The sequence below is a fragment of the Bacillus sp. R86525 genome (assembly GCF_042466195.1).
GTDB lineage: Bacteria > Bacillota > Bacilli > Bacillales > Bacillaceae_G > Bacillus_A > Bacillus_A nitratireducens.
On sequence record NZ_JAXHPX010000007.1, the window covers coordinates 569,416 to 584,677 of the forward strand.

A 15,262-nucleotide genomic window follows, 5' to 3' on the forward strand; every position below is an offset into this window, starting at 1 on the left:
AGGACATTCAAATAATAAGAGGAGCTATACCGATAGACTACACGCATCAGAAATAAAAAAATTGCGGAGTCTATCCAAACAAAAAAGGGGTGAACATCATGATCTTATTAGAAAATGTAAAGAAAATATATAAGGCAAAAAGCGGTGATGTCACTGCTGTAGATAACGCCAACTTACAAATAGAGAAAGGCGAAATATTTGGTGTTATCGGATATAGTGGCGCTGGGAAAAGTTCTTTAATTAGATTGTTTAATCAGTTAGAGAAACCAACGTCTGGTCAAATTACAATCGCAAATCGTGTAATTTCAGCAATTACAGGAAGTGAACTTCGTAAGGCAAGACAAGAAATCGGAATGATTTTTCAGCATTTCAACTTACTTTGGTCACGAACTGTACGCGAAAATATCGAATTCCCACTTGAAATTGCGGGTGTGGATAAGGCGAAGAGAAGAAAACGTGTTGATGAGTTAATTCATCTCGTTGGATTAGAAGGAAGAGGAGACGCATATCCATCTCAGTTAAGTGGTGGACAAAAACAGCGCGTTGGGATTGCAAGAGCGTTAGCAAATAATCCACAAGTACTTTTATGTGATGAAGCAACGTCAGCTCTTGATCCAGAAACGACGGATCAAATATTAGATTTATTATTAGACATTAATAAGCGTCTCAACTTAACAATTGTATTAATTACACATGAGATGCACGTGATTCGGAAGATTTGTAATCGAGTTGCTGTAATGGAGAAAGGGAAAATCGTAGAAACAGGTCCAGTACTTGACGTATTCCGTAATCCACAGCAGGACATTACAAAACGATTTGTACAGCAGTTAACGGATTCTGAAGATACGAATGAAACGATTGAAAGCTTAATAGAAAAGTATCCAGATGGAAAAGTAATTCGCTTGCAGTTTGTCGGTGAGGCTGTAGAAAGACCAGTACTTCAAAGATTAATGCAACGCAGCGATATAGAAGTTAGCATTTTGCAAGGAAATATCGCACAAACGAATAATGGTTCTTACGGAAGTTTAGTTGTTCATTTAAATGGTGAGGAAACAGCGATCCAGCACGCGATAGAAGGAATTCATCAAGATCAAGTAGAGCTGGAGGTGATTGCACATGGATAAGTTAATCGCAAATATTGATTGGAATCAAATGTTAGAAGCAACTGGTGAAACGTTATATATGACGGCAATCGCAGCGCTTGCCACATTTGTGTTAGGACTTATTTTAGGACTATTACTCTTTATGACAGCGAAAGATAATTTATGGGAAAACAAAGCAATTAATACGGTGATTGGAGCGTTCGTAAACATTTTCCGTTCTATACCGTTCATCATTTTAATTATTTTATTAATCCCGTTCACAAAGATTCTGCTTGGAACAATTCTTGGAGCAAGTGCAGCGCTGCCAGCTTTAATTATTGGTGCAGCACCGTTTTACGCGAGAATGGTTGAAATCGCGCTTCGCGAGATTGATAAAGGTGTAATTGAAGCTTCAAAAGCGATGGGAGCAAAAACAAGCACAATTATTTTGAAGGTGTTAATTCCAGAATCGTTACCAGCGTTAGTATCTGGTATTACGGTTACGACTATTGCTTTAGTAGGCTATACAGCAATGGCAGGTGTTGTTGGTGCTGGTGGCCTTGGAACACTTGCTTATTTAGAGGGGTTCCAGAGAGGAAATAACGATGTAACAATCGTTGCGACAATTTGTGTATTACTAGTTGTATTTTTCATTCAGTGGATTGGTGATAGTTTAACGACTCGAATAGATAAAAGATAATGAAAACAGGGGGATATTTCAAATGAAAAAATTATTACTTACAGCGCTTATTTCAACTTCAATTTTTGGGTTAGCTGCTTGTGGCGGGAAAGATAAAGATGAAAAGAAACTTGTTGTTGGTGCTTCTAACGTACCGCACGCTGAAATTTTAGAAAAGGCAAAACCGTTACTTGAGAAAAAAGGAATTGAGTTAGAAATTAAAAAATTCCAAGACTACGTGTTACCGAATAAATCGTTAGCAGATAAAGAATTAGATGCTAACTACTTCCAGCACATTCCGTATTTAGAAAAAGAAATTAAAGATAAGAAATATGATTTTGAAATAGCAGGAAAAATTCATTTAGAACCGATTGGTGTGTATTCTCAAAAATATAAGAGCTTAAAAGAACTTCCAAACGGGGCGACAATTATTATGAGTAATTCTGTTACTGATCATGGTCGTGGTTTAGCAATTTTACAAAAAGAAGGCATTTTAAAAATTAAAGACGGAGTAGAGCCAGTTAAAGCAACTCCAAAAGATATTGCAGATAATCCGAAAAACTTAAAATTCAAAACAGATATCGAGCCGGGTCTATTGCCACAAGTGTATAACAATAAAGAAGGCGACGCTGTTTTAATTAACTCTAACTATGCGATTGATGCGAAATTAAACCCAGAAAAAGATGCAATTGCAATTGAAGGCGATGATTCTCCATACGCAAACGTAGTAGCTGTTCGTAAAGGCGATAAAGATAAAAAAGAGATTAAAGCTCTTGTAGAAGTACTGCATTCTAAAGAAATTGAAGACTTTATTACTAAAGAATATAAAGGGGCAGTTGTTCCTGTAAAAGAATAATTGCTGAAAAAGGGCTGGTGTATGCCGGTCCTTTTTTTATTACATAACTATAGGGAAGAAGGGGACATCATATGAAAAAGATTCTATTGTCAGTTGTTACAGCGTTGTCTGTATTTACATTAGCTGCCTGCGGGGGAAAAGAGGAGAATAAGCTTGTCGTTGGAGCTTCTAACGTGCCGCACGCTGTTATTTTAGAAAAGGCACAGCCGATACTAGAGAAAAAGGGTATTAAATTAGAAATTAAAAAATTCCAAGATTATGTGCTACCGAATAAAGCGTTAGCGGATAAAGAAATTGATGCGAACTACTTCCAACACATTCCGTATTTAGATAAAGAAATTCAAGAAAAAGGATACAAAATTGTAAATGCAGGAAAGATTCATTTAGAGCCAATGGGCATTTATTCTAAGAAATATAAAAGCTTAAAAGATTTGCCAGATGGCGGAACAGTTATTATGAGTAATAACGTTGCAGAGCGCGGACGTATGTTAGCACTATTACAAAAAGGCGGTGTTATTAAGCTTAAAGATGGAGTAGACGTTGTTAAAGCAACAGTAAAAGATGTTGTAGAAAACCCGAAAAATTTAAAGTTTAAAACAGATGTAGAGCCTGGACTTTCACCGAAGCTGTACGAAAATAATGAAGGTGATGCTTTATTTGTTAATTCAAACTACGCAATTGATGCGAAATTAAATCCAACAAAGGATGCAATTGCAATTGAAGGATCAGACTCTCCGTACGCAAATATTATTGCAGTTCGTAAAGGTGACGAGAAGAAAAAAGAAATTAAAGAACTAGTAGAAGTACTACATTCAAAAGAAATTCAGGACTTTATTAATAAAGAATATAAAGGTGCTGTACTTCCGGTAAGTGAATAAATGTAAGGAAAGGACTGGAAAATTACCAGTCCTTTTTTCTTTATATAAATAAGAAGAAAGGTGTATCATATAAGGATGCAAGGGAAATACTTATATACATTTGTGAAAAAATTGTTACTTTTTTTCGTCGTTTGCGATATCATTTTATTTGATATAAGATTAGAATGAGAATAAAATGAGAATATGAACGTTTTAGGAATTTTTAAAATGTATATATAGGATTAATGGAGGTATTGAGATGGCTGGTTCTACATTAACGGTTAAAGACTTACACGTATCAATTGATGGCAAAGAAATTTTAAAAGGTGTAAACCTTGAAGTAAAAGGTGGAGAAATCCACGCAATTATGGGACCTAACGGAACAGGTAAATCAACTTTATCTTCTGCGATTATGGGTCACCCAAAGTATGAAGTAACAGAAGGTAGCATCATCATCGACGGTGAAGATGTATTAGAAATGGAAGTAGACGAGCGCGCACAAGCAGGTCTATTCCTAGCAATGCAATATCCAAGTGAAATTAGCGGAGTAACAAACGCTGACTTCTTACGTTCTGCAATTAATGCACGTCGTGAAGAGGGCGATGAAATTTCTCTTATGAAATTTATCCGTACATTAGATAAAAACATGGAATTCCTAGAAATGGATCCAGAAATGGCACAACGTTACTTAAACGAAGGTTTCTCTGGTGGAGAGAAAAAACGTAACGAAATTCTTCAATTAATGATGATTGAGCCAAAAATCGCAATCTTAGATGAAATCGACTCAGGTCTTGATATCGATGCATTAAAAGTTGTATCTAAAGGTATTAACCAAATGCGCGGCGAAGAGTTCGGTTGCCTAATGATTACGCATTACCAACGTTTATTAAACTACATCACTCCAGACTTCGTTCACGTTATGATGAACGGTCGTATCGTTAAATCTGGTGGCCCTGAGCTTGCACAACGTCTAGAAGCTGAAGGTTATGACTGGATTAAAAAAGAATTAGGTATTGAAGACGAAACAACAGAGCAAGAAGCGTAAGAGAGGAGCATAAACATGACAATCGGTACATTACCTTTCGATCAAGAAACAATCCGTCAACGCGCAAGCGAAGTAAACGAAGCTGCTTGGTTGACTGAGTTCCGCTTACAAGCTCTTGCACAAGCAACTGAACTTCCAATGCCAACGCCTGATAAAACGAAAATTGAAAAATGGGACTTTATCGGAAAAGGCGACGCTGCTAAGCAAGAGCCTGTAAGTTCTTTAACAGAGCTTCCAGAAGCAGTGAAAAACTTAATCGATGAAAATAACAGCGTATTAGTACAACGCACTGGTACAACTGCATTCGTTTCTTTAGCAGACGAAGCAAAAGAAAAAGGTGTTATTTTTACAGACATCGTAACAGCTGCAACAGAGCATGCTGAACTAGTACAAAAGTATTTAATGAAAGACGGCGTGAAGGTAGACGAGCATCGTTTGACTGCACTTCATGCTGCATTAATCAACGGCGGTGCATTCGTATATGTTCCGAAAAACGTTGTTCTTGAAACTCCACTTCAAGCTGTATTCTTAGTAGACGGCGAAGAAGCTAACGTATATAACCACGTATTATTCGTAGCTGATGCGAACAGTACTGCAACTTATGTAGAAAACTACGTTGCAAATGAAAATGCTAAAGGTATTGCAAATATCGTAGCAGAAGTAATCGTGGAACAAGGCGCACAAGTGAAATTCGGTGCGGTTGATCTATTAGCAAAAGACGTAACAACTTACGTTAATCGCCGCGGTGTTGTTGGACGCGACGGCCGTATTGATTGGGCTTTAGGCCTTATGAATGACGGAAACACAATTTCAGAGAACGTTACGAACTTAATGGGCGACGGTTCATATGCTGATACGAAAACAGTAACAATTGGCCGTGGTAACCAAACACAAAACTTTACAACTAAAGTTGTTCACTTCGGTAAACACTCTGAAGGTTGGATCTTAAAACACGGTGTACAAAAAGATAGTGCAACATCTATCTTTAACGGAATTGGTAAGATTGAACACGGTGCATCTAAATCAAATGCACAACAATCTTCTCGCGTTCTTATGTTAGACGAGAAAGCTCGCGGGGATGCAAACCCAATTCTTTTAATTGACGAAGATGATGTAATGGCAGGTCACGCAGCTTCAGTAGGCCGCGTAGATCCGTACCAATTATACTACTTGATGAGCCGTGGTATTCCAAAACGCGAAGCAGAACGTTTAGTCATCCATGGATTCTTAGCACCTGTAGTAAATGAGCTTCCAATTGAAGGAGTAAAAGCACAGCTTGTTGAGGTAATTGAAAGGAAAGTTCGCTAATGAATATTCATGAAATACGCAAACAGTTTCCAATTCTTGATCAAAAAGTGAACGGCAAACAACTTGTTTATTTCGATAGTGCAGCAACTTCTCAAAAACCAATTCAAGTCATTGAAACGTTAGAACGTTACTATAAAGAATATAATTCTAACGTGCATCGCGGTGTTCATACGCTCGGTACGAAAGCTACCGACGCGTATGAAGGTGCACGTGAGAAAGTTCGCAAGTTTATTAACGCGAAATCAATGGAAGAGATTATTTTCACGCGCGGAACGACAACTGCATTAAATACAGTAGCAGCTAGCTATGGTCTTGATAATGTAAAAGAAGGCGATGAAATCGTCATCTCTTACATGGAGCACCATAGTAACATCATTCCGTGGCAACAAGTTGCGAAGAAAACTGGCGCAACTTTAAAATACCTTCCGCTTCAACCAGACGGTACAATTTCTTTAGAAGATGTTCGTCAAACAGTTACACCGAATACAAAAATCGTTTCTATTATGCACGTGTCAAACGTACTTGGAACGATTAACCCTGTAAAAGAAATCGGAGCAATCGCACATGAAAACGGTGCAATCATGATCGTTGATGGAGCACAAAGTGCACCTCATATGAAAGTGGATGTACAAGATTTAAACTGTGATTTCTACGCATTATCTGCTCATAAGATGTGCGGACCAACAGGTGTCGGCGTATTATATGGTAAGAAAGAATTGCTAAACAATATGGAACCAATTGAATTTGGTGGTGAAATGATTGATTTCGTAGACTTACAAGAGTCTACTTGGAAAGAGCTTCCGTGGAAGTTCGAAGCAGGTACACCGATTATCGGTAATGCAATCGGACTTGGTGCGGCAATTGATTTCCTAGAAGAAATCGGTCTTCATAATATTGAAAAGCATGAACATGAATTAGCGCAATATGCTTTAGAAAGACTATCAGAAGTAGATGGCGTTACAATTTATGGTCCAAAGCATCGCGCTGGTCTAGTTACATTTAATATTGAAGACGTACATCCTCACGATGTAGCAACTGTATTAGATGTAGAAGGCATTGCGGTTCGCGCAGGACATCACTGTGCACAACCGCTTATGAAGTGGCTAAAAGCTTCTTCTACAGCACGTGCAAGCTTCTATTTATATAATACAAAAGAAGAAATTGATACATTTGTTGAATCGCTAATCAAGACAAAGGAGTATTTCACAAATGTCATTTAATAATTTAGATACGTTATATCGTCAAGTTATTATGGATCATTATAAAAATCCTCGTAACCATGGCGTGCTAGAAGATAGTGTTACCGTTAACTTGAACAATCCAACTTGCGGCGATCGTATTCAACTTACGATGAAAGTAGAAGAGGGTATTGTACAAGAAGCGAAGTTTGAAGGCGAAGGATGTTCAATTTCAATGTCTTCAGCTTCAATGATGACACAAGCAGTAAAAGGAAAGAAAATTGAAGAGGCTCTTAAGCTTTCTAAAATTTTCTCTGACATGATGCTAGGAAAAGAGTATGATGACAGCATTGATTTAGGAGATATTGAAGCATTACAAGGCGTATGCAAGTTCCCGGCACGTATTAAATGTGCAACATTAGCGTGGAAAGCGTTAGAAAAGGGCTTAAACGAAGATAAGTAATGTAAAGGTTCCTAAAAACGAGGTTATCTAAGGAGGGACACACCAACATGGCGAAGCAACTGCCAGATATCGGCGATTATAAATATGGTTTCAAAGACAAAGACGTTTCGATTTTCCGTGCTGGACGCGGTTTAACAAAAGAAATCGTTGAAGAGATTTCACGTATGAAAGAAGAACCACAGTGGATGTTAGACTTCCGTTTAAAATCACTGGATAAGTTCTATGAAATGCCAATGCCACAATGGGGCGGCGACTTAAACGACTTAGATTTCGATGAAATTACGTACTACGTAAAACCATCTGAGAAATCTGAGAAGTCTTGGGATGAAGTACCTGAGGAAATTAAAGCGACATTTGATAAATTAGGTATTCCTGAAGCTGAGCAAAAATATTTAGCTGGTGTATCTGCACAGTACGAATCTGAAGTTGTATACCACAACATGAAAGAAGACCTAGAAGCTCTAGGAATCGTCTTCAAAGATACAGATAGCGCATTAAAAGAGAACGAAGATATTTTCCGTGAGCATTTCGGAAAAGTAATCCCACCAACAGACAACAAATTCTCTGCATTAAACTCTGCAGTTTGGTCTGGTGGATCATTCATCTACGTTCCTAAAGGTATTAAAGTGGATACACCACTTCAAGCGTATTTCCGTATTAACTCTGAAAATATGGGACAATTCGAGCGTACGCTTATCATCGTAGACGAAGGCGCACACGTACACTACGTAGAAGGTTGTACAGCACCTGTTTACACGACTAACTCACTTCACAGTGCGGTAGTAGAAATCATCATTAAGAAAGATGCATATTGCCGTTATACAACAATCCAAAACTGGGCGAACAACGTATACAACCTAGTTACAAAACGTGCGGTTTGTGAAGAAAACGCAACGATGGAATGGATTGACGGTAACATCGGATCTAAATTAACGATGAAATACCCAGCAGTTATCTTAAAAGGCGAAGGCGCTCGTGGTTTAACATTATCTATCGCGATTGCTGGTAAAGGCCAACACCAAGATGCTGGTGCGAAAATGATTCACTTAGCACCAAACACGTCTTCAACAATCGTTTCTAAATCGATTGCGAAGCATGGTGGTAAAGTAACTTACCGTGGTATCGTACAATTCGGACCAAAAGCGAAAAACTCTCGTTCTAATATCGAGTGTGATACGTTAATCATGGATAACCAATCTACATCTGATACAATTCCTTACAACGAAATCAAAAACGATTACGTTTCACTTGAGCACGAAGCGAAAGTATCGAAAGTATCAGAAGAACAATTATTCTACCTAATGAGCCGCGGTATTTCTGAGCAAGAAGCTACAGAAATGATCGTAATGGGCTTCATCGAGCCATTCACTCGCGAACTTCCAATGGAATACGCAGTTGAAATGAACCGCCTAATCAAGTTTGAGATGGAAGGTTCTATCGGTTAATATTTAAAAGTGAAAGCGCCCTGCTGTGCAGGGCGCTTTTTTATGTTGTGCTGGGTTCAGGGCAGGCTGGGATACCCTCGAACCTAAATCGTATCCACCTTATCAACAGATTTAATACGCTCCCAAATATGTTTCATCCCAACGAAAGAACCATATCCAATTAAAGCACCTAGCATATTCAGTATGATGTCATCGATATCGAAAATACCACTAAAAGTAAGGAGTTGTAACGATTCGATTAATAAAATAAACTTAATAAAAATTTTGGATGCCATTTTTACATTGTTTATTTGTTTAAATAATAAAGGTAGAAGGAATCCGAATGGGATGAATATGATGACGTTTCCTAATGTATTCATAAGTACGATGTCTATATTATAATGATCTAGTAGATGTGTTAGATCGAATCCATTTAAATAGCGGATTGTACTTTTGAGCGGAACTAAGTTTATTAATCCGCCGTGTATAAAGTGCCAGTCGCCTGTTTCAAAGAAGTACTTCAGACTATCAAAGTAAACAGCTGGCCTCCCGAGCAACAGTTTAAATAATAAAACAAAAGAATACGGTAAAAATAATCCCCAGCCAATCCACTGTACATATTTTTGCGTGGAAGATTGCATCGCTTTTTCAATTTCAGTTCCTAAAGTAGAGGCTTCTCCAAAATTTTGGATGGCTAATGTAGTAGCTTCTTTTTCTGATTTTCCTTGATTGAGAAATTCTTGCTTTAAGCTTGTAAGATGATCATAAATTTCGAAGTATAGTTCGTCTCTCTCAGATTGTGGTAGGTTTGTTTTTTGAACAATACTCTTTATGTATTCTTCAATCGTCATTAATTTAAAGCTCCTTTCTGGCAAGTTTTAATAAGAGTTGTAACTGAATCCCACGCTGTTAGTTTTTCTTCTAAAATTTTCTTTCCGTTCGTCGTAATGCGATAAAATTTTCGTTTCATACCAGTTTCAGATTCACCCCAGTATGAATTTATTAAATCCTTTTGTTCCAAACGTTTGAGTGCTGGATAGAGTGTACCTTGGCTCATTGTGTATAGATCATTGCTGTTTTCTTTTAGCCTTTGAATAATTTCATATCCGTACGTATCGTGCTGTTTAATGATGGAGAGAAGTAAAATATCAATACTTCCTTTTAATATCTCTTTATCCATTTTATGGTTCACCACCTTATGATGAGATTGTAACACGACATATGTCGTGTTACAAGGTATATGTGTAGGGTAATACTCCATCTAGGAGGCAGCAAAAAGCTCTTCGCCAATCCGTCCAACAAACTTCCTGACAAATAGGTCCCCACCACCGACTACAAAGAAAATCCTCCTCCAACTAATCCACAGATTAGAAAAAATAAAGTTTTCCATATTAAAAGGCCAATCTTTGGCTTTTTCTTATAATGCGAGTACAATGTAAAATAGCAAGAAAAGACGAAAAGTATTTACAGGATTATTGCGTACGTATAGCGTAAATGGCAGTAAGGAACTGAGAGGAGGTTTTTTCTCTGAATATAAATAAAGAAACAATCATCCACCTTTATCATACAAACGATATACATAGTCATTTTGAAAATTGGCCGCAAATTTCTCGGTTTGTACAAGGGGAGAAAAGGCGAAGACAGGAAACGGGAGAGACTGTTTTAACTGTGGATATTGGCGATCATGTGGATCGTTTTCATAGTATTTCGGAAGCGACAAATGGACTTGGGAATACAAAATTATTAAATGAGGCGTTATATGATTATGTAACGATCGGAAATAATGAAGGAATTACATTGGCGAAAGAGCATTTGAATCGTCTATATGATGATGCTGGTTTTGAGGTGCTTGTAGCGAATTTATTTGAAAAAGAGGGTGTACGTCCAGCGTGGGCGAAGCCTTATAAATTACATACAACGACAGATGGGATTACGATTGCTTTTATCGGATTAACGGTTGCGTATCCAGAGTTTTATCATATGCTTGATTGGCATATTGAAGACCCGCTTATCCATTTAGAATCTATTTTAGAAGAAGTGAAAGATGAGGCACATATTACGGTTGTCCTGTCTCACCTTGGAAAAAGCATGGATGAATATATGGCGGAGCATTATGATATAGATGTTATTTTAGGTGCACATACGCATCATTTATTTGAGCGTGGTGTTCTTATGAATAATACTTTGCTTTGCTGTTGTGAAAAGTGGGGACATTACGTTGGTCACGTTCAGCTTACTGTGGATAAAGAGACGAAGAGACTGTTGAAAAAGGACGGCAGAGCGATTAAGACAGAACGGTTAGGTGCTTATAGCGAGCCGTTATCCACAATTGAAATGTTGAAGGAAGAAAGTAAGCAGATAATGGCTGAACCTGTCGTTCATTTAAAAGAATCATTGCCGGTTGATTGGTTTAAGGAGACGACGTTTTCTCATATGTTGGCAAGTGCGCTTAAAGAGTGGTGTAATGCGGATATTGGAATGGTGAACGCTGGTGTACTACTTGAGGGATTAGATGAAGGTGTTGTGACACGCGGAGATATTCACAGAATTTGTCCACACCCAATTAATCCGTGTGCATTGAAAGTGCCAGGAAAGATATTAAGAGAAGTGATTTTGAAAGCGCGCCGCCCAAATATGGAGAATCTTGAGGTGAAAGGATTCGGATTTCGTGGAAAAGTAATGGGGAAAATGATTTACGCTGGTTTAGAAGTGATTCCAGATACGATTCCAGGGAATAAAATTTTACTAGAAGATGTATTGATTAACGGCGAATCGCTGGAATTAGACCGGATATATACGGTAGGAACGATTGATATGTTTACATTCGGATACTTATACCCAGAGCTATCCACACTTGCTGACAAACAATATTATATGCCAGAACTACTTAGAGATGTGTTAACAGACGTGTTGATAACTCATACATCTTCCGTCAAACTATAGGCTAGTTAACTTGTAACACTCATTTTTCTCTTGTCATACAGATAAGAAAGAGAGGAGTGTGCACTATGGTTAATGTAGAGCCAATTATAATTGATAACTATACGTTCATTGCTGTTAGCGTAAAACTTCCGAAGACAAATTTGCTAGCTGTAATGAGCGATAAAGGATATATTATGTGCGGTGCATTAGATGTAGGTCTTTTAAATGAGAAGTTAGGCGATCGAGGAATTATTGCTGGCCGTGCGGTTGGTGTAAGAACGATTGAACAGCTTCTTGAAGCACCGCTAGAATCAGTAACGATTGAAGCCGAAGCTTTAGGTATTACGGCCGGCACAATCGGAAAAGATGCACTATTAAAAATGAGATAAGCATATATCGTCCCTCTTTCTTGCATAGAAATAATATAAGAAGGAGGGTTTTCTTATGAGCATATTTCGTTCGAAAAATTCGCGGTTTCGAAGGGGACCGATTTCCTTTCGGTATATACTGCTTATTTCGTTTATCATTTTTATCATAATGGTAGTTCAAGGATTATGGATTGTAAATAAAAGTCTTCAACCAACGTTAATTAAGTATGGGGAAACAGAGACGCATAAAATGGCGACAGCAGTTATGACGAAAGCGGTAAAAGACCGAATTAATGAAGGGTTTGATGTAGATTCATTAATGAAAGTACAAACGGATAGGAACGGGAAAGTATCTACAATTGATCTAAATACAAAACAAGTAAATGAGATATTAACATCGACGACTGCATACATAGAAAAATATTTACAACAAGTAGAAAAAGGGGATACGAAAGCACTTGGTATTTTTGAAGAGAATGGGGTATCTATGTCAGTTCCTTTTGGGCGCATAACCGATAATGCGCTTCTTGGTAATATAGGACCGGATATTCCGATTAATTTTACGCCAATTGGTCATGTGAATACGGATATTAAACAGTTAGTTGAGCCACAAGGAATTAATAATACAGCGATCAAAATTATTATGGAAGTGGAAGTGACGTTACAAGTTATGATTCCGTTACGCACGAAAGAAATTACGGTGAAGCAAAATATTCCGATTGCGACGCGCATTGTTCAAGGTGAAGTGCCTACTTATTACGGAAGCGGGGGTGTTGTTGTACCAGATAAAAAGAAAACGGATAGTTAGCGAATATAAAGTGAAATTTTAATCAGTGGGGGGCTTCGTCCCCCACTGATTATTAGCCTTCACCAATCGGGCTTTTAAGGGCAGTTGATCCCCAACCGACCGAACTTCTTTGCTTTCGCTGAATTTTGAGGTAGGGGGTCTTACTGCCCGGCAAATAGCGGGATAAAAAATAACCGTAGCGAATCGCTACGGTTATCGTTTTGTATTCGCTCGTTCTTTTCGCTCCCAAAGACTTAAATGCATGTATGGATCGAAAGCCCATTCTGTATAACCATTGTCTTTATACATGCCGAAATGTAGGTGGGGCGGGAATTTTCCAGCTGTGCCGGGAAGGGCCGTAACCGGTGCTACCAACAAACCCGATTACTTTTCCGGGCTCGACAATTTGTCCGAGCTGTATTTCTTTAGAGAACCCGCCTAAATGAGCGTAATAGTGATAATTATTATGAAGGTCACGAATACCAATGCGCCATCCGCCAAGACGATTCCATCCTTTTGTTTCAATGATGCCATAGCAAGTGGATCTTACTGGTACGCCATATCCGGCAAAGATATCGGTTCCTTCATGAATTCGTCTCCCGCCAAAACTTCTTCCAGCTCCAAAAGTACTACGGTAGCTATTGTCACTGCGGATCGGGAGAGGGAAAGCATTTCCTTCTAAATTAATACGTCCATAATGTTTATAAATTCGGGCGTATTCTGTAATTAATTCAACTGTTTTTGCACGTCTATAATATTCCCAAAGCATAATGTTAATATGGTCTTCTGACGTTCCCTGTTTCTTTAAAATAGTTGCTGCTGTATGCAGAAGATCACGGTCGTTATTTGAATTTGCAAATCCATCTTTGTCACCATCTAAACCCATTCCGCCAAATAGAGAAATCGTATGGGGGAGAGTATCGTTACTATTAACAGGTCCAGCCCATATTTCAGGTTTGAAATAAAGGGAAATGATGGCATCTGGTTTTTTCGGAATATCCTTTCTTACGCTCCGTATGTTTCTTTCGTATTGATCCATTGCAGCTAAGTAATACCACGGAATGCCCGAAGAGTGCTCAGTTTCTTTATATAGTGCCATGCGCTTTTCGTATATGCTTTGCTGATTATCTTCACCGTAAGCGATGTTTTGGTGAAGAAGAAAGCAAATCGAAAGCAAAAGAGAAATTTTTCGAAGCATGAAATAGACTCCTTTCACAACATCACTCTTTTTAGTGTGGGATATACGGAGTATTTCATTATAGGGAACGATTGGAAAAAATCTTAGAATCTTCATTTGAGCAAATCGCTTTCATACGTTAGAATAGATATGTTACATTGAAAGAAGCGAACACGGTAAACTATTTCATATTGTGCGGAGTTGATAACCATGACAAAACAAACAGAATATAAGCGCAAGCCCGAATGGTTGAAAATTAAGTTAAACACGAATGAAAACTATACAGGCTTAAAGAAAATGATGCGTTCTAAGAATCTTCATACAGTTTGTGAAGAAGCGAAATGTCCGAATATTCATGAATGCTGGGCTGTAAGGAAAACAGCAACATTTATGATCTTAGGTGCGGTTTGTACACGTGCTTGTCGTTTTTGTGCGGTTAAAACAGGCTTACCAACTGAGCTTGATTTACAAGAGCCAGAACGCGTAGCAGATTCTGTAGTACAAATGGGCTTAAAGCACGTTGTTATAACAGCGGTTGCACGTGATGATTTAAAGGACGGCGGAGCAGCTGTTTTTGCTGAAACAGTACGCGCGGTTCGTCGCAAAAATCCATTTACGTCAATCGAAGTATTACCATCTGATATGGGTGGGGTAGAAGAAAACTTAAAAATGTTAATGGATGCAAAACCAGATATTTTGAACCATAACATTGAAACAGTACGTCGATTATCTAACCGAGTTCGCGCTAGAGCAAAATATGACCGTTCATTAGAGTTTTTACGTCGAGCAAAAGAAATGCAGCCTGATATTCCAACTAAATCGAGCATTATGGTGGGCTTAGGTGAAACAAGAGAAGATTTAATTGAAGCAATGGATGACTTACGTGCAAACAATGTGGATATTTTAACTCTTGGACAATACCTACAACCATCTAAGAAGCATTTACCAGTTCTTAAATATTACCCACCAGCAGAATTTGCAGAGCTAAAAGAAATTGCACTTAGCAAAGGATTTAGTCACTGTGAAGCTGGCCCACTTGTGCGTTCTTCTTACCATGCGGACGAGCAAGTACGTTCTGCAAAAGAAAAAGTAGCAGAAGCGAAATAGTGAAAAAGA

15 protein-coding genes and 1 pseudogene are annotated in these 15,262 nt (G+C 38.2%); 13 read left to right on the forward strand and 3 right to left on the reverse strand.

Annotation, left to right across the window (positions count from 1 at the left end):
* Positions 1 to 98: 98 nt before the first annotated feature.
* The 9 genes from SJY24_RS05245 to sufB all read left to right on the forward strand — a co-directional run bounded on the left by SJY24_RS05245 (position 99) and on the right by sufB (position 8,913).
* Positions 99 to 1,124 carry a methionine ABC transporter ATP-binding protein gene (locus SJY24_RS05245; RefSeq protein WP_377863960.1) on the forward strand — a complete coding sequence of 342 codons (1,026 nt, stop codon included), beginning with the start codon at positions 99 to 101 and terminating at the stop codon, positions 1,122 to 1,124.
* A complete protein-coding gene (locus SJY24_RS05250) occupies positions 1,117 to 1,782 on the forward strand; it encodes a methionine ABC transporter permease (protein WP_002089380.1) in 666 nt (221 codons plus the stop codon). Before SJY24_RS05245 ends, SJY24_RS05250 begins: the two co-directional genes overlap by 8 nt.
* Positions 1,783 to 1,804: 22 nt before the next feature.
* Entirely contained in the window at positions 1,805 to 2,617 is an 813-nt protein-coding gene (gene metQ / locus SJY24_RS05255) for a methionine ABC transporter substrate-binding lipoprotein MetQ (RefSeq protein WP_000735085.1), read from the forward strand.
* A 71-nt stretch (positions 2,618 to 2,688) separates the two neighbouring features.
* Positions 2,689 to 3,495 carry a methionine ABC transporter substrate-binding lipoprotein MetQ gene (gene metQ / locus SJY24_RS05260; protein ID WP_224413682.1) on the forward strand — a complete coding sequence of 269 codons (807 nt, stop codon included), beginning with the start codon at positions 2,689 to 2,691 and terminating at the stop codon, positions 3,493 to 3,495.
* A gap of 238 nt (positions 3,496 to 3,733) precedes the next feature.
* On the forward strand, positions 3,734 to 4,519 hold the full coding sequence (gene sufC, locus SJY24_RS05265; RefSeq protein ID WP_000929163.1) for a Fe-S cluster assembly ATPase SufC: 786 nt from the start codon (positions 3,734 to 3,736) through the stop codon (positions 4,517 to 4,519).
* Positions 4,520 to 4,534: 15 nt separating this feature from the next.
* Positions 4,535 to 5,827, forward strand: coding sequence for a Fe-S cluster assembly protein SufD (sufD, locus tag SJY24_RS05270; protein ID WP_000152185.1), 1,293 nt, complete (start codon positions 4,535 to 4,537; stop codon positions 5,825 to 5,827).
* Positions 5,827 to 7,047 carry a cysteine desulfurase SufS gene (gene sufS / locus SJY24_RS05275; protein WP_001020757.1) on the forward strand — a complete coding sequence of 407 codons (1,221 nt, stop codon included), beginning with the start codon at positions 5,827 to 5,829 and terminating at the stop codon, positions 7,045 to 7,047. The genes sufD and sufS overlap by 1 nt, the downstream gene beginning before the upstream one ends.
* Positions 7,037 to 7,468: a Fe-S cluster assembly sulfur transfer protein SufU gene (sufU, locus tag SJY24_RS05280; protein ID WP_002089369.1), complete on the forward strand. Its 432-nt coding sequence runs from the start codon at positions 7,037 to 7,039 to the stop codon at positions 7,466 to 7,468. The genes sufS and sufU overlap by 11 nt, the downstream gene beginning before the upstream one ends.
* 47 nt (positions 7,469 to 7,515) lie before the next feature.
* Positions 7,516 to 8,913 carry a Fe-S cluster assembly protein SufB gene (sufB, locus tag SJY24_RS05285; RefSeq protein ID WP_001118829.1) on the forward strand — a complete coding sequence of 466 codons (1,398 nt, stop codon included), beginning with the start codon at positions 7,516 to 7,518 and terminating at the stop codon, positions 8,911 to 8,913.
* Positions 8,914 to 8,996: 83 nt separating this feature from the next.
* On the opposite strand, the gene SJY24_RS05290 is transcribed toward sufB, so the two are convergent.
* Positions 8,997 to 9,743: a VanZ family protein gene (locus SJY24_RS05290; protein WP_377863961.1), complete on the reverse strand. Its 747-nt coding sequence runs from the start codon at positions 9,741 to 9,743 to the stop codon at positions 8,997 to 8,999.
* The gene (locus tag SJY24_RS05295; RefSeq protein WP_016121000.1) at positions 9,743 to 10,072 is read right to left on the reverse strand and encodes a PadR family transcriptional regulator; all 330 of its coding nucleotides are present in this window, start codon (positions 10,070 to 10,072) and stop codon (positions 9,743 to 9,745) included. Before SJY24_RS05295 ends, SJY24_RS05290 begins: the two co-directional genes overlap by 1 nt.
* 371 nt (positions 10,073 to 10,443) lie before the next feature.
* On the opposite strand from SJY24_RS05295, the gene SJY24_RS05300 reads away from it, so the two are divergent.
* The 3 genes from SJY24_RS05300 (at position 10,444) to yunB (ending at position 12,990) form a co-directional block, all read left to right on the forward strand.
* Complete coding sequence (locus SJY24_RS05300; protein WP_377867217.1) at positions 10,444 to 11,835, forward strand: bifunctional metallophosphatase/5'-nucleotidase; 1,392 nt, start codon at positions 10,444 to 10,446, stop codon at positions 11,833 to 11,835.
* A gap of 65 nt (positions 11,836 to 11,900) precedes the next feature.
* On the forward strand, positions 11,901 to 12,203 hold the full coding sequence (locus SJY24_RS05305) for a YunC family protein (protein ID WP_090813878.1): 303 nt from the start codon (positions 11,901 to 11,903) through the stop codon (positions 12,201 to 12,203).
* A gap of 55 nt (positions 12,204 to 12,258) precedes the next feature.
* A complete protein-coding gene (yunB, locus tag SJY24_RS05310) occupies positions 12,259 to 12,990 on the forward strand; it encodes a sporulation protein YunB (protein WP_377863962.1) in 732 nt (243 codons plus the stop codon).
* 192 nt (positions 12,991 to 13,182) lie between these two features.
* Here the strand turns inward: yunB and SJY24_RS05315 are convergent.
* A pseudogene (locus SJY24_RS05315) lies at positions 13,183 to 14,167 on the reverse strand (M23 family metallopeptidase).
* Between the two features lie 189 nt (positions 14,168 to 14,356).
* On the opposite strand from SJY24_RS05315, the gene lipA reads away from it, so the two are divergent.
* Positions 14,357 to 15,253 carry a lipoyl synthase gene (gene lipA, locus SJY24_RS05320; protein WP_000166376.1) on the forward strand — a complete coding sequence of 299 codons (897 nt, stop codon included), beginning with the start codon at positions 14,357 to 14,359 and terminating at the stop codon, positions 15,251 to 15,253.
* Positions 15,254 to 15,262 lie beyond the last annotated feature (9 nt).

Excerpts from the sequence above, each read along its gene's own strand:
- SJY24_RS05245 (WP_377863960.1), top strand. The coding sequence starts at position 99 with ATGATCTTATTAGAAAATGTAAAGAAAATATATAAGGCAAAAAGCGGT.
- SJY24_RS05250 (WP_002089380.1), top strand. The coding sequence starts at position 1,117 with ATGGATAAGTTAATCGCAAATATTGATTGGAATCAAATGTTAGAAGCA.
- metQ (WP_000735085.1), top strand. The coding sequence starts at position 1,805 with ATGAAAAAATTATTACTTACAGCGCTTATTTCAACTTCAATTTTTGGG.
- metQ (WP_224413682.1), top strand. The coding sequence starts at position 2,689 with ATGAAAAAGATTCTATTGTCAGTTGTTACAGCGTTGTCTGTATTTACA.
- sufC (WP_000929163.1), top strand. The coding sequence starts at position 3,734 with ATGGCTGGTTCTACATTAACGGTTAAAGACTTACACGTATCAATTGAT.
- sufD (WP_000152185.1), top strand. The coding sequence starts at position 4,535 with ATGACAATCGGTACATTACCTTTCGATCAAGAAACAATCCGTCAACGC.
- sufS (WP_001020757.1), top strand. The coding sequence starts at position 5,827 with ATGAATATTCATGAAATACGCAAACAGTTTCCAATTCTTGATCAAAAA.
- sufU (WP_002089369.1), top strand. The coding sequence starts at position 7,037 with ATGTCATTTAATAATTTAGATACGTTATATCGTCAAGTTATTATGGAT.
- sufB (WP_001118829.1), top strand. The coding sequence starts at position 7,516 with ATGGCGAAGCAACTGCCAGATATCGGCGATTATAAATATGGTTTCAAA.
- SJY24_RS05290 (WP_377863961.1), bottom strand. The coding sequence starts at position 9,743 with ATGACGATTGAAGAATACATAAAGAGTATTGTTCAAAAAACAAACCTA.
- SJY24_RS05295 (WP_016121000.1), bottom strand. The coding sequence starts at position 10,072 with ATGGATAAAGAGATATTAAAAGGAAGTATTGATATTTTACTTCTCTCC.
- SJY24_RS05305 (WP_090813878.1), top strand. The coding sequence starts at position 11,901 with ATGGTTAATGTAGAGCCAATTATAATTGATAACTATACGTTCATTGCT.
- yunB (WP_377863962.1), top strand. The coding sequence starts at position 12,259 with ATGAGCATATTTCGTTCGAAAAATTCGCGGTTTCGAAGGGGACCGATT.
- lipA (WP_000166376.1), top strand. The coding sequence starts at position 14,357 with ATGACAAAACAAACAGAATATAAGCGCAAGCCCGAATGGTTGAAAATT.